Here is a 23879-nt window from a genome sequence, read left to right on the forward strand (position 1 = left end):
TCTTTTCAACGCCCCGTCCCTGAGTGGATTTGGGGCGGGAGCCTGCCATGAGTCATGAAACCTTCGGTCAGCCACTGCTGACCTTCCCCGACGCCGAAAAGAGCCCGCTGAGCATCCGTGCCAAAGCACTGGTGTTTGTCGACCCGCGCTCGCGCCAACTGCGTGAAGACCTGGAAAGCCTGGCGACGCGCGCCTTGCCCGTGTTGATTCGCGGCGAGACCGGTAGCGGTAAAGAGCTGCTGGCGCGGCATATCCACCGTGGCAGCGACCGCAGCGGGCTGTTTGTCTCGGTCAATTGCGGCGCGATCAGCCCTACTTACGCCGACGCCGAACTGTTTGGCTACGCCGCAGGCAGCCACAGCGGTGCGGCCAGCAGCCGCGCCGGCTGGTTTGGCTCGGCCAACGGCGGCACTTTGTACCTGGATGAGATCGGCGACTTGCCGCTGCCGATCCAGGTGAAATTGCTCGCCGCCCTGGAAAATCACGAAGTCACCCGCGTCGGCGCCCACCAGCCAAGCCCGGTGGATGTGCGCTTAGTCGCCGCTACCAGCATCGACCTGGCCCAGGCCGTGGCGGCGGGAAAGTTTCATGAGCGCCTGTTCCACTACTTGAGCGAAGGCCGGCTGGACTTGCCGGCGTTGCGCGAGCGCGTCGGCGACATCCTGCCCCTGGCGGAATACTTCCTGGGCATCTACAGCCAGCGCCTGGACCTGCCGGTGCCGCTGATCAGCGACGCCGCCCAGCGCGTGCTGGAGCACCACAGCTGGCCGGGCAATACCCGCGAGCTGGAAAACGTTATTCACTTTGCGTTGCTGGTCAGCAGTGGCGATGAAATTTTGCCCGAGCATCTGAATCTGCCGGCGGCGGGTTCGCCGCTTGCGCAAGTGCAGCAGATTTTCGCCAGTGCCAGCCCGGCTGAGCAGCAGACCCTGCTCAGCTTTCTAAATGAACAGCAGCTACATGAACAAAATGGAATATCAAAGTGAATAAAAGATATTGTTCGGGAATAAAAAATCTAGGTATTGTCCATTCCACGCCGCGATAGCACTTCGCTGGCACACCATAAAAACGGTCGTCAGAGACGCCCCGGAATTTCGATAAGGACACTGCATGAAAAAGGTTCTGTTGTTTACCGCTCTGGCGGCTGCCCTGACTGCAAGCTTCGCCCAGGCCAACGAGAAACTGGTGGTTGCCGCCACCCCGATCCCGCACGCCGAGATCCTTGAGCTGGTCAAACCGACCCTGGCCAAAGAAGGCGTGGACCTTGAGATCAAAGTCTTCACTGACTATGTACAGCCCAACACACAGGTTGCCGAGAAACGCTTGGACGCTAACTACTTCCAAACCCTGCCGTACCTGGAAACCTTCAACAAGGGCAAGGGCACCAACCTGGTCACGGTCATCGGTGTGCACGTTGAGCCCATCGGTGGTTACTCGAAGAAGATCAAGAATATTTCCGAACTCAAAGATGGCGCCACCGTGGCCATTCCGAACGAAGGCTCCAACAATGGCCGTGCCCTGTTGCTGCTGCAAAAGAACGGCCTGATTACGCTCAAAGACCCGACTAATCCCCTGTCCACGACGAAAGACATCGCCAGCAACCCGAAAAACCTCAAATTCAAAGAGTTGGAATCGGCCCTGCTGCCACGCGTGCTGGACCAGGTTGACCTGGACGTGATCAATACCAACTACGCCCTGGAAGCCGGCCTGAACCCAGCCAAAGACGCGCTGATCATCGAAGACGCCAAGTCGCCGTACGTGAACTTCCTGGTGGCACGCCCGGATAACAAGAACAGCGACGCTATCCAGAAGCTGGCCAAGGCCCTGACCAGCCCTGAAGTCAAAGCCTTCATTGAGAAGAAGTACAGCGGCGCGGTAGTGCCTGCGTTCTGATGTAAACAAAACCCCCTTCAAGGTTTCAACGCCGACGGCTTGCATAGCGTCGGCGTTTTTTTGATCGTTCCCACGCTCCGCGTGTGAGTGCCTGCTGTGACGCTCCGCGTCACAATGTTAGAAGCGGACGCAGAGCGTCCTGGGCAGCATTCCCACGCAGAGCGTGGGAATGATCAGGGGCTATGCGGCCCGGCTATTGATCGCCCTGCGCAACGCCACCAACCACTTCACCAGCTCCTGCGGATCAATCGGTTTCGCCTCGTTCATCTCTCATTCCCTCGATTCGGCTTTCCCTCGACCCAAGACCATAGCCGCCCCCGGTCAAACCCGCGAATCCGGCGGTTATCTTTTTGCGTGATATCAATATGCTATTTCGGTATTTAAATTTTACTTTTTATACCTTTAAAGTTCGCGCTACCCGACGTTACCCACGCCGGAACAGACTGCGCTCGCCGCATTACCCTTGCGGCGTTATGGACTCACGATGACCTTCGATTTCGCTTTTATCCTCAGCACCTTGCCGGCGTTTCTCAACGCCGTGGGGGTGACGCTGCAAGTGGGCCTGATCGCTATTGCCACCTCCTTGCTGGTGGCGCTGATCAACGCCGCGCTGCTGGTGTTTCGCACGCCGTACCTGTCGCGCCTGGTGGCGCTGTATGTGGAGCTGGCGCGTAACACGCCGCTGCTGATCCAACTGTTCTTCGTGTATTTCGCCTTGCCGGCTCTGGGTTTGAATATTTCCGGGTTCTGGGCGGCGATCATCACCATGACCTTCCTCGGCGGCGCCTACCTCACCGAAGTGCTGCGCGCCGGTGTGGAAGCGGTGCCGCTGGCGCAGATCGAGTCGGGCAAGTCCATCGGCCTGTCCGACTGGCAACTGCTGCGCCATGTGATTTTGCCCCAGGCCGGCATCCTCAGCCTGCCGGCGCTGTTCGCCAATTTCATTTTCCTGCTCAAGGAGACCACGGTGGTGTCGGCCGTGGCGGTGCCGGAGATTCTCTACACCACCAAGAGCTACATCGCGCTCTACTACAAGACTTACGAAATGCTCGCCGTGCTGACGCTGATTTGCGTGTTGTTGTTCTTGCCGCTGTCGCTGCTGCTCAGCCGCCTGGAAAGGAGGCTCCAGCATGGCCAGTTCGGGTCTTGAGTTGTTGTGGGTGTCGTTGCCGCAACTGGGCAAGGGCGCTGCGCAAACGCTGTCGATTTCGTTTTTAAGCATCGCCTTCAGTACGGTCGGCGGCGTGTTGTATGGCGTGCTGCGCACGTTGAACAACACACTGATCAACGCGGTGCTGCGGGTTTACCTGGAGCTGTTTCGCGCGATCCCGGTGCTGGTGTGGTTGTACCTGCTGTTTTTCGGCCTGCCGATTTTCTTCGGCTTGAGCATTCCGAGCTTCTGGTGCGCGGTGCTGGTGCTGTCGCTGTGGGGCGCCAGCGAGGTGGGCGAAGTGGTCCGTGGTGCGCTGCATTCGCTGCCGCGTGGTCAGCGCGAAGCGGGGTTGTCGATTGGGTTGTCCGATCCGCAGCTGTACGGCTACGTGCTGCTGCCCCAAGCCCTCAAACGCCTGACGCCGCCAACCATCAACGTCTACACGCGCATCATTAAGACCAGCTCCCTTGCGGTGCTGATCGGCGTGGTGGACGTGATCAAGGTCGGCCAGCAAATCATCGAGCGCACCTATGAGTCGGTGCTGATCTACGGCGTGCTGTTCCTGTTTTTCTTCTTTATTTGCTACCCGTTGTCGGCCGCCTCCAAGGTGCTGGAACGGCGCTGGGCCCAAGCATGAGCGCATTGATCGAGTTTCAGGGTTTCAACAAATTCTTCGGCGAGCAGCAGGTGCTCAAGGGCATCGACCTGAGCGTGAAAAGCGGCGAAGTGGTGGTGATCCTCGGCCCCAGTGGCTGCGGCAAAAGCACCTTGCTGCGCTGCCTCAACGGCTTGGAAGTGGCGCACAGCGGCAGCCTGCGGTTTGCCGGTAAGGAACTGTTGGACAAGCACACCGACTGGCGCCAAGTGCGCCAGGACGTGGGCATGGTGTTCCAGAGCTACCACCTGTTCCCGCACATGAGCGTGCTCGACAACATCCTGCTCGGCCCGCTGAAAGTGCAGAAGCGCGACCCGCGTGAAGCCCGCGACCAGGCGGAAAAACTGCTGGAACGCGTAGGCCTGGCCGACAAGCGCGACGCCTTCCCGCGTCAGCTGTCCGGCGGCCAGCAACAACGCATCGCCATCGTCCGTTCGCTGTGCATGAACCCGCAAGTGATGCTGTTTGACGAAGTCACCGCCGCCCTCGACCCGGAGATGGTCAAGGAAGTGCTGGAGGTGATCCAGGGCCTGGCCCGCGATGGCATGACCTTGCTGATCGTCACCCACGAAATGGCCTTCGCCCGCGCCGTCGCCGACCGCGTGGTGTTTATGGAGGCCGGTCGCATCCTCGAACATAACACCCCCGAAGAATTCTTTACGAACCCGCAAACCGCACGCGCGCAGCAGTTCCTGGAGAAGTTCTCCTTTGTGTCAACACTGCCCAAGAAAACCAAGGAATTGGAGCTGATATGAAAAAGTTACTGCTGCCACTGTTTGCCGTCGCCTTGCTGGCCGGCTGCGATAAGAAGGCCGAAGAGCCCGCCAAACCAGCGGCTGCTGCCGCCAGCTACATCGACAAGATCAAGGCGCGCGACAAGCTGATCGTCGGCGTATTCACCGACAAACCGCCGTTCGGCTTTGTGAACGAAGCCGGTCGCTACGTGGGTTTTGATACCGACATCGGCCGCCAATTCGCCAAAGACCTGCTGGGCGACGAGAACAAAGTTGAATTCATTGCCGTGGAGCCGGCCAGCCGTATTCCGTTCCTGCAGAGCGACAAGGTTGACCTTATCCTCGCCAACATGACCGTGACGCCGGAACGCAAGGAGGCGGTGGACTTCACCAACCCCAACCTGAAAGTCGCGGTACAGGCCTTGGTGCCGCAGGACAGCTCGGTGAAAAGCCTGAATGACCTGGCCACTCGCACCATCATCGTCACCACCGGCACCACGGCGGATATCTGGCTGACCAAGAACCACCCGGACTGGAAGCTGCTCAAGTTCGAGAAAAACTCCGAGTCGCTGCAAGCGCTGTCGGCCGGCCGTGGTGATGCGTATGCGCAAGACAACCTGGTGCTGTTCAGCTGGGCCAAGCAGAACCCTGGCTACCGGGTGCTGGAAGAGAAGCTCGGTGATGAAGCGCCGATTGCACCGGCGGTGAAGAAGGGCAACATCGAACTGCGCGACTGGGTGAATGCCGAGTTAGCTAAGTTGGGTGAGGAGAAGTTCTTGCTCAAGCTGTATGACCAATATGTGCGTAAAGAGCTGAGCGATGACACCCAGCCTGAGAGCGTGATTGTTGAAGGTGGTAAGTGGCAGGGCTGATGATCGTTCCCACGCTCTGCGTGGGCATGCAGCTTTGGACGCTCCGCGTCCGCTTTTAAAGTCGTGATGCGCAGCGCCACAGGAGGCGTTCCCACGCAGAGCGTGGGGACGCTCTTCAAAATCAAAATGTGGGAGCGGGCTTGCCCGCGATGAGGCCTGTGCAGGCGCCGACTATTGCGGCCAATGCCACGCCGGTGCATCCAAAATCCCTTGCCCCACTATCCGCGTCTCTCCCATCACCTTCTCCAACACAATCGAATTGCACCCTTCATCCTGCTGTAACGCCGCAATCAAACGGCTGGCATGCGACACGACCCATACCTGGCAGTGGTTCGATGTCTGGATAATCAAGCGCGCCAACGCTGGCAGCAAATCCGGGTGCAGGCTGGTTTCCGGCTCGTTCAGCACCATCATGGTCGGCGGCCTGGGCGTCAGCAGCGCCGCGATCAGCAGCAGGTAACGCAAGGTGCCGTCCGACAACTCCGCCGCTGATAACGGCCGCAGCAAACCTTCCTGATAAAACTCAATTGCAAAGCGCCCGCCCTGCAACGGCTGGATATTCAAGCGTGCGCCGGGGAACGCATCGCTCACCGCGCGCTGCAACGCCTCGGGGTCGCCAATCTCGCGAATGGTCTGCAATGCCGCTGCCAGGTCGCGCCCGTCGTGGTGCAACACCGGCGTGCGCGTGCCCAATTGTGGCTGGCGGACGGGCGCCTCTACATCGCTGCGAAAGTGATCATAAAAGCGCCAGCCACGAATGCTTTCGCGCAGCAGCAACACCTCCGGCGAGCCGCGCAGGCTGCCGACCTGATCGAACAGGCTGTGATAGTTGGGCGTGTGCTGGGCCAATACATCCCAGGCGCGCCCCTCACGGGCCCGCACCATAGGGCCGGAGCGCTGCACCAACAGGCTGGCAGGGCGATAGATATGGCCGGCCCAGATACATTCCTTCTTCACTTCCGGGTCCAGGGAGAAACACGACGCGCCAGGTTCCGGCAACCCCAAGGAAATGGCATAGCTGAAATCATCCCCCGCAAACCCCAGGCGCAGGCGTTTTACCCCTTGGCGCACAACCGCCTCCACTGGCACTTCGCCGTTGTGCATGCGCCGGCTGATGGTTTCCGGCCCGGCCCAGAAGGTCGAGTCCAGCCCGCCTTCACGGGCCAGCGCGTTGATCACGCTGCCTTGGGCGGTTTCGGCCAGCAGGCGCAAGGCGCGGTACAAGTTGGACTTGCCGCTGCCATTGGGGCCGGTGACCAGGTTCAGCCGGTCCAGCGGCACCACCAATTTATTGATCGAGCGATAATTGGCGATTGCGAGGGTTTTGAGCATAGGTATTCAGTCGGCGTGGGAACCATTGGAGTATGGGAGCCTCCATGCAGATAAGGAACCCTGATCTAAGCTCACAGTCGCATACACACTGGCACATCGCGTCACGCAAAGGAGCCTGCATGGGCGGTCGCATTTCGATAGTTGTACTCAGCCTTGGCTTGTTGGCGCTGTTGAGCGGCTGCGGCCAGGAAAAGGCCGAACCCAAGGCCCATTCGCGGGTGTTTGTGCAGACGGTGCAGCCGGCGGATTTTGCTGCGGCGGTCACGCTGACTGGCGATATCCAGGCGCGTGTGCAAACCGATTTGTCCTTTCGCGTGGGCGGCAAGATCATCCAACGCATGGTCGACGTGGGCGACCGCGTGACCGCCAAGCAAGTGCTGGCCAAGCTCGACCCCAAGGATTTGCAGACCAATGTCGATTCCGCCCAGGCCCAGGTCGTGGCCGAACAGGCGCGCGTCAAGCAAACCGCCGCCGCCTTTGTGCGTCAGGAAAAACTGCTGCCCAAGGGCTACACCAGCCGCAGCGAATACGACGCCGCTCAAGCCGCGCTGCGCAGCAGCCAAAGCGCCCTGGCCGCCGCGCAAGCGCAACTGGCCAATGCCCGCGAACAACTGGGCTACACCTCGCTGATCGCCGATGCCCCCGGGGTGATTACGGCGCGACAGGCTGAAGTCGGCCAAGTGGTGCAGGCCACCGTGCCGATTTTCAGCCTGGCGACCGATGGCGAGCGTGATGCGGTGTTCGATGTCTATGAGTCGCTGCTGGTAGAGCCGCCGGCAGATGCGCCGATCACCGTCAGCCTGTTGGATAACCCGAGCATCAAGGCCGTGGGTAAGGTCCGTGAAGTCACGCCGGCGGTGGCGGCCAATACCGGCACCGTGCAAGTCAAAATCGCCCTGCAATCCCTGCCCAAAGGCATGCACTTAGGTTCTGTGGTCAGTGCCACCGCGAATGGCCCGGCCAAGGCCAGCATCGAGCTGCCGTGGTCGGCCTTGACCAAAGACCTTAACGAACCCGCTGTGTGGCTGATCGACGGTGACGGCAAGGCGCAACTGCACAAGGTCAGCGTGGCGCGTTACCTCACCGGCAACGTGATCATTGGCGACGGCCTCAAAGGCGGCGAAAAGGTCGTGGTGGCCGGTGGGCAATTGCTGCACCCCGGCATGCTTGTCGAGATCGCCCAGCCGCCTGACAACGCCCAGGCCCAAGGAGTGCAGCCATGAAACACCTGACGGCTGTACTCGCCGCCAGCCTGTTGCTGGTGGCCTGCTCCAAGGAAGAACCTGCGCCTGAACCTGTGCGCCCGGTGTTGTCGATGCAAGTGAAGGCCGAAGACCAGGAAAACCTTGGCCGCTTCGCTGGGACTATCCAGGCCCGCTACGAAAGCAACCTGGGCTTTCGCGTGCCCGGCCGTATCGCCCGCCGCACGGTCGATGTGGGCGCCGAAGTGGAGAAGGGCGCCGTGCTCGCCGTGCTCGACCCCACCGACCAGCAGAACCAATTGCGCGCCGCCCAAGGCGACCTCGCCCGTGTGCAGGCGCAGTTCATCAATGCCCAAGCTAACGCCCGCCGTCAGCAGGAATTATTCAACCGTGGCGTCGGCGCCCAGGCGCAGTTGGATGTGGCCCAGACCGACCTGAAAACCACCCAGGCCACCCTCGATCAGGCCAAGGCTTCGGTCAACCAGGCCAAGGACCAGCTCAACTACGCCCAACTGCGCACCGACCACGCCGGCATCGTCACCGCCTGGAATGCCGAGGCGGGCCAGGTGGTCAGCGCCGGCCAGCAAGTGGTGACCCTGGCGCGTCCGGATATCAAGGAAGCGGTGATCGACCTGCCGGCGGGCCTCGCCGAGCGCCTGCCCACCGATGTGGTGTTTCTGGTCGCCGGGCAACTCGACCCGAACGTGCACACCACCGCCATCGTGCGTGAGATCGAACCCCAGGCGCAAAGCGCCACGCGCACCCGCCGCGCACGCCTGACCCTGGCCGAGACACCGCCGGCCTTTCGCCTTGGCACCGCCATCAGCGTGACCTTGAGTTCTGCCATCGCGCCGCGTATCGAACTGCCGCTGAGCGCCTTGCAGGAAGTCGACGGTAAGACCCGCATCTGGCTGCTCGACACCCAAAGCCAGACCGTGCAGCCGCGCGACGTCACGGTGGTCAGCCGCGACGCTGACAGTGCCTTGCTCAACGGTGGCGTCAACCCCGGCGAACGCATCGTCACTGCCGGCGTGAACAGCCTGAAACCCGGGCAAAAAGTCAAAATCGACGAGGACAGCCCGCGATGAAAGGGAGCTTCAACTTATCTGACTGGGCCCTCAAGCATCAGTCCTTCGTCTGGTACCTGATGTTCGTCGCGCTGCTGATGGGCGTGTTTTCCTACATGAACCTCGGGCGCGAAGAAGACCCTTCGTTCACCATCAAAACCATGGTGATCCAGACCCGCTGGCCGGGCGCGACCCAGGAAGAAACCCTCAAGCAAGTCACCGACCGCATCGAGAAAAAACTCGAAGAACTCGACTCCCTCGACTACGTGAAAAGCTACACGCGGCCGGGTGAGTCCACGGTGTTTGTGTTCCTCAAGGACACCACCAGCGCTAAGGCCATTCCGGAGATCTGGTACCAGGTTCGCAAGAAGATCGACGATATTCGCGGCACCTTCCCCCAGGGTTTGCAGGGGCCGTCGTTCAACGATGAGTTCGGTGACGTGTTCGGCTCGGTGTACGCCTTTACCGGCGACGGCCTTTCTATGCGCCAGCTGCGTGACTATGTGGAGCAGGTGCGCGCCGAGATCCGTGCGGTGCCGGGGCTGGGCAAGGTCGAGATGATCGGCCAGCAGGACGAAGTGATTTACCTGAACTTCTCCACGCGCAAACTGGCGGCATTGGGGATTGATCAGCGCCAGGTTGTGCAAAGCCTGCAATCGCAAAACGCGGTCACCCCCGCCGGGGTGATCGAGGCGGGGCCGGAGCGAATTTCCGTGCGCACCTCGGGCCAGTTCGCCTCGGAGAAGGACTTGGCGGACGTTAACCTGCGGCTCAATGATCGTTTCTACCGTTTGGCGGATATCGCCGAGATCAGCCGTGGCTATGTTGACCCGGCGCGGCCGATGTTCCGCTTTAACGGCCAGCCGGCGATCGGCTTGGCCATTGCGATGCAGAAGGGCGGCAATATCCAGTCCTTCGGCAAGGCCCTGCACACACGCATGGACGAACTGACCGCCGACCTGCCGGTGGGCGTCGGCGTGCACAAAGTCTCCGATCAGGCGGAAGTGGTGGAAGAGGCCGTCGGCGGCTTCACCAGCGCGCTGTTTGAAGCGGTGATCATCGTGCTGGTGGTGAGTTTTATCAGCCTCGGCATGCGTGCCGGGCTGGTGGTGGCGTGCTCGATTCCGTTGGTGTTGGCGCTGGTGTTCGTGTTCATGGAATACAGCGGCATCACCATGCAGCGGGTATCGCTGGGTGCCTTGATCATTGCGCTTGGCCTGTTGGTGGACGACGCGATGATCACCGTGGAAATGATGATCACGCGCCTGGAAAAAGGCGAAACCAAGGAGCAGGCGGCGACCTACGCCTACACCTCCACGGCGTTCCCGATGCTCACCGGTACGCTGGTGACCGTGGCCGGTTTCGTGCCCATCGGCCTCAATGCCAGTTCGGCGGGCGAGTACACCTTCACCCTGTTTGCGGTGATTGCCGTGGCCATGCTGGTGTCGTGGGTGGTGGCGGTGCTGTTTGCGCCGGTGATTGGCGTGCATATCCTCAGTGCCAACGTGAAGCCGCATAATGCCGAACCGGGGCGTATCGGCCGTGCCTTCAATGGCGGCATGCTTTGGGCCATGCGCCACCGCTGGTGGGCCATCGGCATCACCGTGGGGCTGTTTGTGGCCTCGGTGTTTTCCATGCAGTTTGTGCAGAACCAGTTTTTCCCCTCGTCGGACCGCCCGGAAATTCTCGTTGACCTGAACCTGCCGCAAAACGCCTCGATCAACGAGACCCGCAAGGCTGTCGACCGCCTCGAAGCGATCATCAAGGACGACCCGGACATTGCGCGTTGGAGCACCTACATCGGCCAGGGCGCGATCCGTTTCTATCTGCCCCTCGACCAGCAATTGGAAAACCCCTACTACGCGCAGCTGGTGATCGTCAGCAAAGGCCTGGAAGAGCGCGGCGCGTTGATTGCGCGCCTGCAAAAACGCCTGCGTGATGACTTTGTCGGCATCGGCAGTTATGTGCAGCCACTGGAAATGGGCCCGCCGGTAGGGCGGCCGATCCAGTACCGCGTGTCCGGTAAAGACACCGATCAGGTGCGCAAACACGCCATTGAACTGGCGACCTTGCTGGATAAAAACACTCACCTGGGCGAGATCATCTACGACTGGAACGAGCCGGGCAAAGTGCTGCGGGTCGACATTGCCCAAGACAAGGCGCGGCAATTGGGGCTGTCGTCGGAAGACGTGGCGCAACTGATGAACAGTGTGGTCAGCGGTGCCTCGGTGACCCAGGTGCACGACGATATCTACCTGATCAACGTGGTGGGGCGCGCCGAAGACGCCGAACGCGGCACCCCGGAAACCTTGCAGAACCTGCAGATCGTCACGCCCAACGGCACCTCGATTCCGTTGCTGGCTTTCGCCACCGTGCGGTATGAGCTGGAGCAGCCGCTGGTATGGCGCCGTGATCGCAAGCCGACCATCACCATCAAGGCTTCGGTGCGCGATGAGATGCAGCCGACCGACCTGGTCAAACAACTCAAGCCCGAGATCGATAAGTTCAGCGCCGGCCTGCCGGTGGGCTACACCGTCGCCACTGGCGGCACCGTCGAAGAAAGCGGCAAGGCCCAAGGCCCTATCGCCAAAGTGGTGCCGCTGATGCTGTTCTTGATGGCCACCTTCCTGATGATCCAGCTGCACAGCGTGCAGAAGATGTTCCTGGTGGCGAGTGTCGCGCCGCTTGGGCTGATCGGCGTGGTGCTGGCGCTGATACCCACGGGCACGCCCATGGGTTTTGTGGCGATCCTCGGCATCTTGGCGCTGATCGGCATCATCATCCGTAACTCGGTGATTCTGGTGACGCAGATTGATGCATATGAGCGCGACGGCTATACGCCGTGGGATGCGGTGGTGGAAGCCACCGAGCACCGGCGCCGGCCGATCCTACTGACCGCGGCGGCGGCCAGCCTCGGCATGATCCCGATTGCGCGTGAAGTGTTCTGGGGGCCGATGGCCTACGCGATGATTGGCGGGATCATCATCGCCACCTTGCTGACGCTGCTGTTTTTGCCCGCGCTTTACGTGGCGTGGTACAAGATTCGCGAGCCGAAAAAACAACAGGCCTGACCATCCGTGCCTTCCTGCAAGGATGTAGGAAGACTCTTGGAAACACTTTCCCTACAGCGCGCCTGGCGTTAACTGTTTTACCCTCCGGGCCTGATCTTGTTTGGAAGGCCTGCGTCATGCGCCGTTTAGTCCTGGTTTTTAGCCTGTTGCTGTCTCCTCAACTCTTTGCCGCCACCGTGCTGGAAAATGCGCAGTGGCGCGTCGAACTCGACCCCGCCACGTTAGCGCTGCGCGTTACGCCCTCAGGCGAAACCTCGGTGCAAGCCTCCAGCGGTGTAGCCGCGCACGCCGTCGTCGAGATGCAGGCCGATGCCGAACAGGCCACTTGGCAATGGGACAACGGCAGCTATCACCTGACCGCTCGCCTTGAGCAGCGCGACCTTGCCCTGACCATCAGTGCACGCGAGCCGGGTGAGTTAGCCCTTTTGCGCCAACCCGCCGAGGCCATGGGCAAAGGCTTGATCTGGCCCTTGGCCGAAGGGCATTACGTTCCCGCTGATAACCCTGTATGGAAGGCGTTTTTGCTGGAACAGGGCGAGGTCAATTCCACGCAGGACCTCAGCCTGCCGTTATGGGGCGTGGATCATGGGCGCTTCACGCTTAACTGGTTGCTCACCAATCCCTATAACAACCATCTGCAATGGCAAGCAGACGGTGGCGGGCTGGCGCTTTCAGTGGCGCATGAGTTCACCCGTCTTGAGCCCACCGCACCGATGACCCTGCGCCTGCACCTGGGCGATGCCGACCCGTTGGCCGGGGCCAAGCGCTATCGCGAGTGGCTGGTGGCGCAGGGGCGTTATGAACCGCTGGCGGACAAGCTGCGCCAGACTCCCGAGGCTGAAAAGCTGCTGGGTGCCAGCCATGTCTACCTGTGGGGCAATGACCTGTTAGGGCCGGAGGATGTGCGCGACTGGCCGCTGCTGGTGAAATTGCTGCGCGGCCACGAACTCAAGGGCTTGCTGGACAAAGAGGCCACGCAGGTGCTGACTCAAACCGGCACGTTGGATGGCTATCAAAAGACCGTGCTGCTGCGTGGCCTCAACGCGGCGATCAATAAAAAGGCCCGGCAAACCTGGCAGGCCACCGACGAGCCGGACATGCTCACGCTTGCCGACGGTTATGGTGTACTTCGCCGTGAACTGGCCACAGCGTTTGCCGGCGCCTTGAGCGACAGCCCCGAGACCTGGGGTAGCACGCTGTCGGCCAAGACCGTCAAAGCGCTGCAAGATGCTGGGCTGAAGCGCCTTTTGCTGACTTTGGGCGAAGGCTGGGAAGGCGGCCTCTGGCACCCCGAAGCGATTCAGTCGGGCGTTAAGGCGGGTTACCTGATGGCGCCGTACGACTCCTATGAAACCGCGTTATCCACCACCGAAAACCCGGATTGGACCACCGCCCACCTGGGCAGCAAGGCCTATCGCGACTGCGCTATCGTGTTGAAAGACGGCAAGCTCAAGACCGGCTTCCAGCAATCCGGTCATTACACCGACCCGCGTTGCGTACGGCCACTGCTGGAAGCGCGGGTGAAGGCAGTGCAAGCCAAGGCCGGTTTCAACGCCTGGTTCCTCGATGTCTACGCCACCAGCATGCTCTTTGACAGCTACCGTGACGGTGCCGAAATGACCCAGGCGCAAAACGCCGAAGGCAATATCGACGCGTCCCGCTGGCTGAATACGGCGCTCAAGCTGCCCGCCGGTTCCGAAGACGGCAACGCCATCACCGCCCAGGGCATTCTGTTCGCCCACGGCATGCAGACGCCGGTGATTGGTTGGGGGGATCGGGAGATGACCAAGGACAAGCAGTCGCCCTATTACGTCGGCAACTGGTACCCGCCTGAGCAACCCACGGTGTTCTTCAAGACGGTGCCGTTGAATGAGCCGTTCCGCACGGTGTATTTCGAGCCGACGATGCGTCTACCGCTGTATCAGGCGGTGTTCCACGGCTCGGTGATTACCACTCACCATTGGCTGTTCGATAGCCTCAAGCTCGGCAATGTGCAGGCTGAGAATGAGTTGACCCAACTGCTGTACAACGTGCCGCCGCTGTATCACCTCAGTGCCGCGACGCTTAAGCAGCGGATACCGTTGATGCAGCGCCAGGATCAGTTTTTCAGGCCGCTGCATGAACGCTTGGCGACTCAGGCGATGACGGGGTTTCGCTGGCTGACGGCAGACAAGCAGGTGCAGGAGACCACGTTTGCCGATGGCACGCGGTTGGTGGCGAATTTCTCGGCTGAAGAAAAACAGGGCTATGCCGGGCGCAGTGTGACGGCAATGGTGGTGGGCGAAAAACCTGTGGTGTATCAGGTGCATTAGCGGTGCCGGTGAGGCCTTCGCGAGCAAGCCCGCCCCCACATTTGGAACGCATTCCCCTGTGGGAGCGGGCTTGCTCGCGAAGACGTCAGGCCGGGCGACGAAAGTCTATGGTTTGCGCCACACACTCGCCAACCAAGGCTGCTGCTCCCGAGGCAGCCCGGCCGGCCGATAGTAATGCTCCAACTCCACAAAGCCGGCCGCTGTCAGCAGTGCCCGCCACGCTTGCAGGTCGTGATAAGACCCATACCGCGGTCCATTCCAGCCTTCCTGGTTTTCACCGCGTGGGTTGGAACTGAACAACACACCGCCAGGCTTCAACGCACTGTGCAGTTGCTTGAGAATGCGCGGCAATTCCTGCTTAGGAATATGAAACAACACCGCATTGGCAAACACCCCGTCGAAGCGTTCAGCCGGCAGCTCCAACTTGAGAAAGTCCTGCTGCAACACCTCACAGCCGCTGTCCTCGCGCGCCATTTGCGCAAACCGTTCAGAGCCATCGAGCCCTACGGCGATATGGCCCATGCGTGTAAACGTCTGCAAATCCCGCCCCGGCCCGCAGCCGAAATCCAGCACGGTAAACGGCGCCGTGCCTTGGATGTGTCGCAGCAGGGCGTCGATGTTCTGGCTCACATCGTGATCGCGGGTGCCGTCACGGAAGTCCTCGGCCACATTGTTGTAGTGGCCCAGGGTCGCGGAGGTAATCTGGTTCAGGTCGTCGGGGGCGAGTTTCATGGAGGGGCTTCGAGGTCTGAAGAGACGCTGACTATACGCCATGGCAGGGCTCAAAAAAAACGGAGCGGATAAGTGTTGTACTCCTCCGCTCCGTTGTATTTTGATGGCGTACTCAGCCCACTATCCGATTAATTGCACCAACGTCCAAGCGCCGAACACGTGGTTAGTACGACCGCCTGAAGCAATACCGCCGTTTTGCCAATGGTAAAAAACAGCGGTGGAGGGGTCTGTGGTAGGCCCAAACCAATAATGTTGATTCACCGGCAGTCTGGGGCCATAGACACGTTGCAAATCAGCGACGCCATCCCAGCCTAGTTGCCTGTGACCGGAATTAATGAATCCGAGTGCCACATTGAAATCGGTCCCCGCCTCGCTTGGCACTAAGCGGTATACATTACTGACGTTAACGGGGTACGAGACCATGGTGCCATACTGATCTCTTACATCAATTGTCGTAGAACCCCAGCCATTGCCGATTACCAAACCTTGGGCGTTCACTGATGCAACGCTGGGCTTGCGGGAAGTATAGGTGAGTGTCCCCAAACCACCCGTAGCGACGCGACTACCCGAATTACCGATTGACTCCAATCCTGTTGATTTTGCCCACCACGGTACTTTGATAGACAGCCCACTCAGAGTCATGGGCTCTTGCGCAATCTTAAGTTGGCCTACTATCGTCACTTCTTGAACATCTGACGTCGTTGTTTTGCCCCCCACCGTCACTTGGTAACTTAACTTGCTAAGTTGGCCCGCGCTCTGGTTGATGATTTGCGCACTGATGGGGAATAGCACTGTTCCACCGGTTGTCCCGGTCTGTGGCGCAATGTTGACGACGTTGCCATTTGGAATGCTCCAGATGAGGCGGATTACATCGGCAGGGGACATGCTCCGGTACGTCACCGCCACAGCGCCGCCATTGAGATAGTTCTGCAGCGTGATCGTCTGAGGCCCTGACATGTTGTCGAAGGCCGGCGCCGGATACGTCAATACCGGCGTGCCCAGCACCCGCACCGTGCTGCTGCCCGAGCGCCCAAGCAATACCCCTGTTGGGGTGAACAGCTCGAACGACATGCGAACAAACCCTTCCTCTTTGAAATACTCATTGGGCACCGGCGTTTGATTGCCGGCCCTTTGCGTGTGGGAAAACGGCGCCAAGCGCTTGCTCGTTTGCGTACCGTCAGCCTTGGTCAGGGTCAGCGTCACAACGATCTGGTTGGGTGGGCTGGCGATTGCTATCGAGCGTCGCACTGTCGCCAGCACGCTGAGTGGGAGATTACTTTGGGTGCCCAGGTCCAACAGCGTTGACTCAAGGCCATTGACATAAAACAACGGTGGATCAAACAGCGAGGGGTCCAGGTTGCTGCTCAATAAGTAGGGCAGCGAAAACTTATCGTTCCCCTCCGGGATGTTTCCGGCCACATCTATCACGGTGCAAATGAGCGCTACGGTGCCGGATTGACTGATCCTCTGGAAAACCGCCGACGGAATAAACACTCGATACGGCCCCGCCCCGGCGGCCTCTGCGGCGCTCAAACGGCGTTTGGTGGCGATACCGTCCAGATAGACGAAAATTTCGTCGTTCTCACGGGCGTTCTGATACTTATCAACCAGGGCCCACATTCCGTTTGCTGCTGTGCTTGCATCAATATCCGCGTCTGCCGAAAAACCTTCAGCCACCACGCGCAATCCATCGTGCCCGAAGATGTCCGGCCTACGGTCTATGCCGGCAGGGCGGGTTTTCTTGACCAGATACTTCTCGGTAGTCGAACGACTTCTCTGACCGCTAGCCTTGCGCACCACTTCCCAGTAAACATCGACTAAACCCTCCTGCAGGCTGGTCGGGAGGAGGTTGTTCAGGAGGACGTTCAAGAAGTAACGCGGTGCCTTGGTGGTAATGCTGCCCTTGCTCAACTCTTTGCCATTACCGTACAGGTAGAATTCGTCACCGATGGTGTCAGCGAACCAAGCCTCGGAGGAGAACTCGGCATAAGGGTCGCTGGCGCGTAGCCCCAAGGCCCATTTTGCTTTTTCAGGGTAATCGAGTTTATCTGGCGGGTCGGTTTTATCAAGCTGGATGCCGAAGGTCGCGGTGGGTGGATCCAGGGATATGTCAACGGTTGAGCCGGTTGGAGTCGTCATCATCATTACCTTGCTGGTTCAGGGCGCGCGGGAACCGCGCGATGGGCAAGGTGAATGAAGCGCTTGGGGTATTAACCGAATCTACTGTCAGAATTGACAGTGCCGACGAGTGGCGCATCGCCCTGGTGGGGGCGATGCATGTATGCGGCGATTTGAACGGCACTCAGCGTTTGTTAAGCACTCGCGCCAACCGATCCCCGCCCAACTGAATCACCGCCACCAGAATCACCAGCAGCACGATCACCGTCAGCATGATCTGCGTATCAAAACGCTGGTAGCCATAACGGTAGGCAATATCACCCAAGCCGCCCGCGCCAATCGCACCGGCCATGGCCGATGAGTTGATCATTGTCACCAACGTAATCGTGAACCCGCCAACGATGCCCGGCAGCGCCTCCGGCAACAGCACATGCCAGATGATGTGCCAGCGGCGGCAGCCCATGGCTTGCGCGGCTTCGATCAAGCCGTGGTCGACCTCACGCAGGCTCACTTCGCCAATGCGCGCGAAGAACGGCGTGGCGGCGATGGTCAGCGGCACTACAGCCGCCCACACACCATAGGTCGTGCCGACGATCAGTCGGGTAAACGGGATCAGCGCCACCATCAGGATCAAAAACGGAATGGAGCGGAACAGGTTGACGAATGCGCCCAGCACGCGGTTCAGCGCGGGTGCCTGATAGATGCCGCCTTTGTCGCTGGTGACCAAAAACACCGCCAACGGAATCCCCACCAACAACGCGATCAACGACGACACACCGACCATCAACAAGGTGTCGATGGCGCCCTGCAATAAACGATCAAACCACATAGCCCAGCACCTCCACCTGTTGCGCCCAACGCCCGGCAAGGGTGCGCAGTTCTTCGGCGTTGTGCGGTGAGCCACTCACCGCCAACAGCAATTGCCCCAGGGCATGCCCCTGAATCCGTTCTACGCCGCCTTGCAGCAAGCGCACGCGCCCGCCGAGGGCGTTGAACAACGCAGCCAGGTCGGGCTCATCGGCGGCGCTGCCGGTGAACTGCAGGCGCAGCACTAACGCCGCGTCGGCCGAGGTTTGGGTGCGTTGCAGACGGCTTTGCAGTTCTTCCGGCAGCCCGTGTTGCAGCGGCGCCAGCAACGTTTTGCTGACCTCGTGTTGCGGGTTGCCGAACACTTGCCACACCGGGCCCTGCTCAACGATTCTGCCGTGTTCGAGCACCACCACGCGGTCGCAGATTTCGCGAATCACCGCCATTTCATGGGTGATCAACACGATGGTCAGGCCCAGGCGCTGGTTGATCTCGCGCAGCAGGCCGAGGATCGACTGAGTGGTCTCCGGGTCGAGGGCCGAGGTGGCTTCGTCGCATAGCAGGATCTGCGGGTCATGCACCAGCGAACGGGCGATGCCCACGCGCTGTTTCTGGCCGCCGGAGAGCTGCGCCGGATAGGCCTTGTGCTTGTCCTGCAAGCCCACCAGTTCCAGCAGCTCGCGCACTTTTTGCTCGCGCTGCGGCTTGGGCACGCCGGCGACTTTCAGCGGCAGCTCGACGTTCTGCCAAACCGTTTTGGCCGACATCAAGTTGAAGTGCTGGAAGATCATGCCGATGCGCCGACGCAGCGCCACCAGGCGGTCTTCGTCGAATTCGCCGATGTCCACCTGATCGATCAACACCCGCCCGCTGCTGGGCTGTTCCAGGCGGTTGATGGTGCGGATCAGCGAGGACTTACCGGCGCCGCTGCGGCCAATGATGCCGAACACTTCGCCGCGCTGGATAGCAAGGTCGATGCCTTGCAGTGCATGCACAGTGCCGTCATAGGTTTTGCCCAGGTTGATAAAGCGCACATGGGCGCGGTTCAAATCCGGGTGCAGTTCGGTCTGCTCGGCGTCCCTGGGCGGTAAACCCAGGTCGCGCAGTTGAGTGTTGGCGGCGGTCATTTTTTATCTTCCCAGCCCACTTGGTAGAGCTTGCCGAGGGATTTATCCAACGCGGCACGCACTACTGGCGAGTGCTGGTAGATGTCGACGAACTTGATCACGCGCGGGTCGGTTTTGCTTTTAGGCTGGATTACAAATTGAATCACGTATTCCGGGTGGTCGAGGCCGTCGAACAGCAGCGCCGACTCGGCATCGAAGGTCTTGGACAGGCGGATATACGCCGGGTAGCCCTGCACCAGGTCAGCGTCGTCATAGGCGCGTACCAGTTGTACGGCTTCCACCTGCAGAATCTTGATCTTTTTCGGGTTGGCGACGATGTCTTCTTCGGTGGCCTTGTAGCCCACGCCCGGCGTGAGGGTGATCAGCCCGGCCTTGGCCAGCAGTTGCAGGCCGCGGCCGCTGTTGATCGGGTCGTTGGCGATTGCCACGCTGGCGCCTTGGGGCAGGTCATTGAAGCTTTTGTACTTCTTCGAATACAGCCCGACGTTGTTGATGATGCCCGGCGCGTACGGCACCAAGTCAAAACCGGCGGCGGCCTTGGCGTTTTCCAGGAACGGGATGTGCTGGAAGTAGTTCACGTCGATATCGCCGGCGGCCAGGCTGACGTTGGGCGCGATCCAGTCGGTGAATTCCACCAGCTCGACCTTCAGGCCCTGCTTGCCGGCCTCGGCGACGGCGGCTTCCAGAGGAATCGCGAAGGCGGGGGTGGTGCCGACTTTTAACGGTGCATCGGCGGCAAACACTGCCGAGCTGAATAAACCGAGGGCCAGGGCCAGTGCTTTGACTGGGTGGGTGAGCAGTGTCTTTTTCATAATGGTTTTCCAGTCATAAGGGGGTTAGTTAAGAACAATGCGGTCTACTGTGGGAGCTGGCTTGCCTGCGATAGCGGTCTGTCAGGCACAAATTTTTAGCTGATCTACTGCTATCGCAAGCAAGCCCGCTCCCACATTTTTTGATTAGTGACGGTAGGTAGAACCGGTGTGTTGTTCGGGTAAGCGAGCGGAGCCCTGGAACACTTTTTCGCGCAGCGTTCCCTGCTCGTAAGCGGTCTTGTACGACCCCCGACGCTGCAACTCCGGCACCACCAGGTCGATAAAGTCCACATAGCTTTCCGGCGTCACAATGCGCGTGAGGTTGAAGCCATCCAGCCCGGTTTCACTGACCCACGATTCCAGCTCATCGGCGACCTGTTCGGGCGAGCCGACCAAGGTGATATAGCGCCCGCCGAGGGCGTGCTGTTCGAGCAATTTGCGCCGGGTCCAGTCGTTGTTCTGCAGGTTCTTGGTGGCCGACTGGATCGCGTTGCTCTTCACGTACTGGATCGGTTCATCGATCTCGTATTGGGCAAAATCAATCGCCGTCGATGCCGAGAAATGCGCCACACCGGCCTCCGGGCTGGCATAGCTCAGGTACTCGGCGTGCTTGGCCCAGGCCAGCGCTTCGGTGGCACCCACGATCACGTTGAGGCCCATGAACACCTTGATGTCCTCCGGGTTACGCCCGGCCTCGACCGCGCTGGCGCGCACCTTGTCCACTTGGGCCTTGGTCGCGGCCTTGTTCTGGCCGCTGATGAACACGCACTCGGCATGCTGGCCGGCGAACAGCAAGCCCCGCTCTGAACTGCCGGCCTGGAACAGCACCGGCGTGCGTTGCGGCGACGGCTCGCAGAGGTGATAACCCTCGACCTGATAGAACTCGCCGTGGTGTTCGACCTTGTGCACCTTGCCCGGCTGCGCATAGACCCGTTGTTGCGGATCGTTGATGACCGCGTCGTCTTCCCAGCTGCCTTCCCAGAGTTTGTACAGCACCTGGAGGTATTCATCGGCCTGGTCGTAGCGCCGGTCATGCTCAACCTGTTCGGTCAGGCCCATGGCCTTGGCGGCACTGTCGAGGTAGCCGGTGACGATGTTCCAGCCGACCCGGCCACGGCTCAGGTGGTCGAGGGTGGACATCCGCCGGGCGAACAGATACGGCGGCTCGTAGGTGAGGTTGGCGGTGAGGCCGAAGCCAAGATTTTTGGTGACGGCGGCCATGGCCGAGACCAGCAGCAGTGGGTCATTGACCGGCAGTTGGATCGATTCTTTGAGCGGCACGTCGATGGAGTTCTGGTAAACGTCGTACACGCCGACGATGTCGGCGATAAACAAACCATCGAATAGCCCGCGTTCGAGGGTTTGCGCCAGGTCAGTCCAGTACTCGACGGTTTTGTACTGCGTCGAGGTGTCCCGTGGATGCGTCCACAGGCCGTGGTTGATGTGCCCGATGCAGTTCATGTTGAAGGCATTGAGCAGGATTTTTTTCTTCGCCATTTAGATGGTCCCCCGCAGTGGCGGGTTTTCATCATTGAGGTAGTAATTGCCCACCGCGTGGTACTTCCAGCGCACCGGGTCGTGCAGGGTATGCACGCGGGCGTTGCGCCAGTGGCGATCGAGGCCGTGTTCGGCCAAGGTCGCCTGGCTGCCGGCGAGTTCGAACAAGGTGCTGCTGGCGGCCAGCGAGATCTCGGTGCTCAGGGCGCGCGCTTCGGCGACGGCAATGGACGCGGCGGCAACGGTCTCGGCCGTGCTGTCGGCCTGGGCGCGGTCGAGGAATTCGCCCGAGCGTTCCAGCAACGCTTGCGCCGCGTGAAGGCGGATGCTCAGGTGGCCGAAGCTTTTGAGCGTCAACGGGTCTTCGGTGGCCTTGTCGTTGCCGGAATCGATCCACGGGCGGGTCTTGGTGCGCACAAAGTGCAGCGCGTCCTCGAAGGCGGCGCGGGCGATGCCGGTGTCGATGGCGGCGTGAAGGATCTGCGCCAGCGGGCCGACGGTGGTCGGGCGCTCGAAGGCGCTCTGGAACGGGATCACGTCTTGCGCTGCGACCCACACGTTGTCGAACACCACCGAGCCGCTGCCGGTGGTGCGCTGGCCGAAGCCGCTCCAGTCGTCGATTACGCTCAGGCCTTCGCTGTCACGGGGCACAAACGCCAGTTGCTGCACGCCGTGTTCATCCACCACCGAGGTGGGGATGCGTTGGGCGTAGATGGCGCCGGTGGAGTAGAACTTGCGGCCGGTGATGCGAAAACCGTCACCGTCGCGGGTGATTTTGGTCACGCGGTCGTGAGCGGTTTTGGTGCCCAGCTCCGCCAAGGCATTGCCGAAACGTTGGCCGGCAAGCACTTCGGCATACAGGCGTTTTTGCTGCGCCGGGCGGCCATTCACGCGCAGCACTTCCAGGGCGTAGAAGTGGTTTTGCGGGATCTGGCCCAGCGACGCATCCGCTTGGGCAATCAACGCAATAACCTTGGCCAGGGTGACGTTGGACACACCGGCACCGCCGTGCTCCTTCGGTACGCTGATGCCCCACAGGCCGGAGCGCGAAAACACGTCCAGCTCGGGCAGCGGCAGGCGACGTTCGCGGTCGCGCTGGGCGCTGTCGCGACGGAAATCTTCGGCCAGGTCGCTGGCGACAATGAGGGCTTGTTCGTCGCTGGTGATGACCGCGACGTTAGGGGAAAAAGTCATAAGTTTCTCCAGAGGTCTGGTCGGTCAGATCCAGGAATGTCGAGCAGGCAAAGTGCCGTTCAGTCGATAAGCGCCCACGGCGTGGTACTTCCAGCGCACCGGGTCGTGTAGGGTGTGCACCCGGGCGTTGCGCCAGTGGCGGTCAAGGTTGAATTCAGCGAGGGTGGCGCGGCTGCCGGCCAATTCGAAGAGCTTTTCGCTGACCAGCAACGACACTTCAGTGGTCAGCACTTTCGCCTCGGCCACGGCAATCGAAGCCCGTGCAGCGGATTGCGCGGTGATCGGCGCGGCACTGACCTCGTCCAGCACCTTGCCGGCCTTGCGCAACAGGGCTTCGGCGGCGTGCAGTTCGATTTTCAGCTTGCCGATGTCGGCGATTACATACAAATCATCACTGGCGCGTTCGACCTTGGCGTCGATCCACGGGCGTGAGCGTTCACGCACGAATGCGATGGTGTCATCGAGCGCACCACGGGCGATGCCGGCGTCGATGGCGGCCTGGATCAATTGCGAGACGGCGCCCTGGATATTCGGGCTTTCGCCGATGCGCCAGTTCTCCACTACCAACTCCGCGTCCACCGGCACTCGGTCGAGCAGTACGGTGCCGCTGGCGGTGGTGCGTTGGCCAAAGCCCGACCAATCGTCAACGATGCGCAGCCCTTCGCTGCCACGGCGCACAAAGGCCATGACCTGCTTGCCGTCATCGTTCAGCGCCTTGACCGCCACCCAATGGGCAAACAGCGCGCCGGTGGAATAGAACTTCTGGCCGCTGATCACGTAGCCGTCGCCTTCAGCGGTGATGCGCGCCTTGAGCTCCAGGGTGTTTTTAGTGCCGCGTTCCGGGCCGCCGTTGCCGATGCGCCAGCCGTCGAGGACGCTCTGGAACAGCTGCTTTTTCTGGCGTTCGGTGGCGGCGCCCTGCACCAGGTGCAGGATGCCGAAATGGTTCTGCGGGATCTGCCCCAAGGCTGGGTCCGCCGCGCTGATGATCGCGAACACGTCGGCCAAGGTGGTGAAAGACACCTGTGGGCCGCCGTATTCACGGGGAATGGAAATACTGCCCAACCCGCTGCGGGTAAATTGTTCGATTTGTGCCCATGGCAGCTTGCGCTGCTGGTCGCGCTTGGCCGCTTGCAGGCGCGCGGCCTGGGCCAATTCATGGGCTGCGCTCAACGCTTGCGCGTCGTTGCGCAGCACAGCGGCCGGCAACAGCAGTGGGGCTACATCCAGATCACTCTGGGGGGGTGTTAGAGCCAAGTTAGACATCAGCGCCGCTCCTTGGCTGCACGTAATGCCCTGGC

General features: G+C 60.7%; 19 protein-coding genes. 10 read left to right on the plus strand and 9 right to left on the minus strand.

What is annotated here, in order from left to right:
* Window positions 1–47 precede the first annotated feature (47 nt).
* The 6 genes from ACI77I_RS05025 to ACI77I_RS05050 all read left to right on the plus strand — a co-directional run bounded on the left by ACI77I_RS05025 (window position 48) and on the right by ACI77I_RS05050 (window position 5307).
* Window positions 48–986 carry a sigma 54-interacting transcriptional regulator gene (locus ACI77I_RS05025; protein ID WP_406997076.1) on the plus strand — a complete coding sequence of 313 codons (939 nt, stop codon included), beginning with the start codon at window positions 48–50 and terminating at the stop codon, window positions 984–986.
* Between the two features lie 124 nt (window positions 987–1110).
* Entirely contained in the window at window positions 1111–1893 is a 783-nt protein-coding gene (locus ACI77I_RS05030) for a MetQ/NlpA family ABC transporter substrate-binding protein (RefSeq protein ID WP_094951120.1), read from the plus strand.
* 484 nt (window positions 1894–2377) lie between these two features.
* A complete protein-coding gene (locus ACI77I_RS05035; RefSeq protein ID WP_065941074.1) occupies window positions 2378–3043 on the plus strand; it encodes an amino acid ABC transporter permease in 666 nt (221 codons plus the stop codon).
* Window positions 3024–3683 (plus strand): amino acid ABC transporter permease, encoded by a 660-nt coding sequence (locus tag ACI77I_RS05040; RefSeq protein ID WP_094951121.1) that lies wholly within the window; start codon window positions 3024–3026, stop codon window positions 3681–3683. The genes ACI77I_RS05035 and ACI77I_RS05040 overlap by 20 nt, the downstream gene beginning before the upstream one ends.
* Complete coding sequence (locus ACI77I_RS05045) at window positions 3680–4456, plus strand: amino acid ABC transporter ATP-binding protein (protein WP_094951122.1); 777 nt, start codon at window positions 3680–3682, stop codon at window positions 4454–4456. Before ACI77I_RS05040 ends, ACI77I_RS05045 begins: the two co-directional genes overlap by 4 nt.
* A complete protein-coding gene (locus ACI77I_RS05050) occupies window positions 4453–5307 on the plus strand; it encodes a transporter substrate-binding domain-containing protein (RefSeq protein WP_406997077.1) in 855 nt (284 codons plus the stop codon). Before ACI77I_RS05045 ends, ACI77I_RS05050 begins: the two co-directional genes overlap by 4 nt.
* 171 nt (window positions 5308–5478) lie before the next feature.
* Here ACI77I_RS05050 and ACI77I_RS05055 read toward each other — a convergent pair whose 3' ends face one another.
* Window positions 5479–6639 (minus strand): AAA family ATPase, encoded by a 1161-nt coding sequence (locus tag ACI77I_RS05055; protein ID WP_094953575.1) that lies wholly within the window; start codon window positions 6637–6639, stop codon window positions 5479–5481.
* A gap of 119 nt (window positions 6640–6758) precedes the next feature.
* Between ACI77I_RS05055 and ACI77I_RS05060 the strand changes: the two genes are divergently transcribed.
* The 4 genes from ACI77I_RS05060 to ACI77I_RS05075 all read left to right on the plus strand — a co-directional run bounded on the left by ACI77I_RS05060 (window position 6759) and on the right by ACI77I_RS05075 (window position 14291).
* Window positions 6759–7862, plus strand: a complete 1104-nt coding sequence (locus ACI77I_RS05060) for an efflux RND transporter periplasmic adaptor subunit (protein WP_242153885.1) — start codon at window positions 6759–6761, stop codon at window positions 7860–7862.
* A complete protein-coding gene (locus ACI77I_RS05065) occupies window positions 7859–8929 on the plus strand; it encodes an efflux RND transporter periplasmic adaptor subunit (RefSeq protein WP_242153887.1) in 1071 nt (356 codons plus the stop codon). The genes ACI77I_RS05060 and ACI77I_RS05065 overlap by 4 nt, the downstream gene beginning before the upstream one ends.
* A complete protein-coding gene (locus tag ACI77I_RS05070) occupies window positions 8926–11979 on the plus strand; it encodes an efflux RND transporter permease subunit (RefSeq protein WP_094953578.1) in 3054 nt (1017 codons plus the stop codon). Before ACI77I_RS05065 ends, ACI77I_RS05070 begins: the two co-directional genes overlap by 4 nt.
* A 116-nt stretch (window positions 11980–12095) precedes the next feature.
* The gene (locus tag ACI77I_RS05075) at window positions 12096–14291 is read left to right on the plus strand and encodes a glycoside hydrolase (protein ID WP_406997078.1); all 2196 of its coding nucleotides are present in this window, start codon (window positions 12096–12098) and stop codon (window positions 14289–14291) included.
* 105 nt (window positions 14292–14396) lie between these two features.
* Here ACI77I_RS05075 and ACI77I_RS05080 read toward each other — a convergent pair whose 3' ends face one another.
* The 8 genes from ACI77I_RS05080 to ACI77I_RS05115 all read right to left on the minus strand — a co-directional run bounded on the left by ACI77I_RS05080 (window position 14397) and on the right by ACI77I_RS05115 (window position 23844).
* Window positions 14397–15023 (minus strand): bifunctional 2-polyprenyl-6-hydroxyphenol methylase/3-demethylubiquinol 3-O-methyltransferase UbiG, encoded by a 627-nt coding sequence (locus ACI77I_RS05080; RefSeq protein ID WP_094953580.1) that lies wholly within the window; start codon window positions 15021–15023, stop codon window positions 14397–14399.
* 120 nt (window positions 15024–15143) lie between these two features.
* Window positions 15144–17162, minus strand: a complete 2019-nt coding sequence (locus tag ACI77I_RS05085) for a hypothetical protein (protein WP_406997079.1) — start codon at window positions 17160–17162, stop codon at window positions 15144–15146.
* Window positions 17163–17325: 163 nt separating this feature from the next.
* On the minus strand, window positions 17326–17970 hold the full coding sequence (locus ACI77I_RS05090) for a methionine ABC transporter permease (protein ID WP_094950856.1): 645 nt from the start codon (window positions 17968–17970) through the stop codon (window positions 17326–17328).
* Window positions 17960–19075 (minus strand): methionine ABC transporter ATP-binding protein, encoded by a 1116-nt coding sequence (locus tag ACI77I_RS05095; protein WP_094950857.1) that lies wholly within the window; start codon window positions 19073–19075, stop codon window positions 17960–17962. The genes ACI77I_RS05090 and ACI77I_RS05095 overlap by 11 nt, the downstream gene beginning before the upstream one ends.
* Entirely contained in the window at window positions 19072–19887 is an 816-nt protein-coding gene (locus ACI77I_RS05100) for a MetQ/NlpA family ABC transporter substrate-binding protein (protein ID WP_094950858.1), read from the minus strand. The genes ACI77I_RS05095 and ACI77I_RS05100 overlap by 4 nt, the downstream gene beginning before the upstream one ends.
* A gap of 144 nt (window positions 19888–20031) precedes the next feature.
* Entirely contained in the window at window positions 20032–21384 is a 1353-nt protein-coding gene (locus ACI77I_RS05105; RefSeq protein ID WP_094950859.1) for an LLM class flavin-dependent oxidoreductase, read from the minus strand.
* Window positions 21385–22578, minus strand: coding sequence for an SfnB family sulfur acquisition oxidoreductase (locus ACI77I_RS05110; protein ID WP_406997080.1), 1194 nt, complete (start codon window positions 22576–22578; stop codon window positions 21385–21387). It abuts the gene before it with no gap.
* Between the two features lie 24 nt (window positions 22579–22602).
* Entirely contained in the window at window positions 22603–23844 is a 1242-nt protein-coding gene (locus ACI77I_RS05115) for an SfnB family sulfur acquisition oxidoreductase (RefSeq protein ID WP_094950861.1), read from the minus strand.
* Between the last annotated feature and the right edge of the window lie 35 nt (window positions 23845–23879).

The sequence above is a fragment of the Pseudomonas sp. D47 genome (assembly GCF_045447305.1).
In the GTDB taxonomy this organism is placed as follows: domain Bacteria; phylum Pseudomonadota; class Gammaproteobacteria; order Pseudomonadales; family Pseudomonadaceae; genus Aquipseudomonas.

Bases quoted from the DNA above. Each gene is read 5' to 3' on its own strand.
- ACI77I_RS05110 (WP_406997080.1), bottom strand. From the start codon at position 22,578: ATGACTTTTTCCCCTAACGTCGCGGTCATCACCAGCGACGAACAAGCC.
- ACI77I_RS05115 (WP_094950861.1), bottom strand. From the start codon at position 23,844: ATGTCTAACTTGGCTCTAACACCCCCCCAGAGTGATCTGGATGTAGCC.
- ACI77I_RS05045 (WP_094951122.1), top strand. From the start codon at position 3,680: ATGAGCGCATTGATCGAGTTTCAGGGTTTCAACAAATTCTTCGGCGAG.
- ACI77I_RS05055 (WP_094953575.1), bottom strand. From the start codon at position 6,639: ATGCTCAAAACCCTCGCAATCGCCAATTATCGCTCGATCAATAAATTG.
- ACI77I_RS05100 (WP_094950858.1), bottom strand. From the start codon at position 19,887: ATGAAAAAGACACTGCTCACCCACCCAGTCAAAGCACTGGCCCTGGCC.
- ACI77I_RS05025 (WP_406997076.1), top strand. From the start codon at position 48: ATGAGTCATGAAACCTTCGGTCAGCCACTGCTGACCTTCCCCGACGCC.
- ACI77I_RS05085 (WP_406997079.1), bottom strand. From the start codon at position 17,162: ATGACGACTCCAACCGGCTCAACCGTTGACATATCCCTGGATCCACCC.
- ACI77I_RS05040 (WP_094951121.1), top strand. From the start codon at position 3,024: ATGGCCAGTTCGGGTCTTGAGTTGTTGTGGGTGTCGTTGCCGCAACTG.
- ACI77I_RS05050 (WP_406997077.1), top strand. From the start codon at position 4,453: ATGAAAAAGTTACTGCTGCCACTGTTTGCCGTCGCCTTGCTGGCCGGC.
- ACI77I_RS05060 (WP_242153885.1), top strand. From the start codon at position 6,759: ATGGGCGGTCGCATTTCGATAGTTGTACTCAGCCTTGGCTTGTTGGCG.
- ACI77I_RS05070 (WP_094953578.1), top strand. From the start codon at position 8,926: ATGAAAGGGAGCTTCAACTTATCTGACTGGGCCCTCAAGCATCAGTCC.
- ACI77I_RS05075 (WP_406997078.1), top strand. From the start codon at position 12,096: ATGCGCCGTTTAGTCCTGGTTTTTAGCCTGTTGCTGTCTCCTCAACTC.
- ACI77I_RS05090 (WP_094950856.1), bottom strand. From the start codon at position 17,970: ATGTGGTTTGATCGTTTATTGCAGGGCGCCATCGACACCTTGTTGATG.
- ACI77I_RS05065 (WP_242153887.1), top strand. From the start codon at position 7,859: ATGAAACACCTGACGGCTGTACTCGCCGCCAGCCTGTTGCTGGTGGCC.
- ACI77I_RS05030 (WP_094951120.1), top strand. From the start codon at position 1,111: ATGAAAAAGGTTCTGTTGTTTACCGCTCTGGCGGCTGCCCTGACTGCA.
- ACI77I_RS05035 (WP_065941074.1), top strand. From the start codon at position 2,378: ATGACCTTCGATTTCGCTTTTATCCTCAGCACCTTGCCGGCGTTTCTC.
- ACI77I_RS05105 (WP_094950859.1), bottom strand. From the start codon at position 21,384: ATGGCGAAGAAAAAAATCCTGCTCAATGCCTTCAACATGAACTGCATC.
- ACI77I_RS05080 (WP_094953580.1), bottom strand. From the start codon at position 15,023: ATGAAACTCGCCCCCGACGACCTGAACCAGATTACCTCCGCGACCCTG.
- ACI77I_RS05095 (WP_094950857.1), bottom strand. From the start codon at position 19,075: ATGACCGCCGCCAACACTCAACTGCGCGACCTGGGTTTACCGCCCAGG.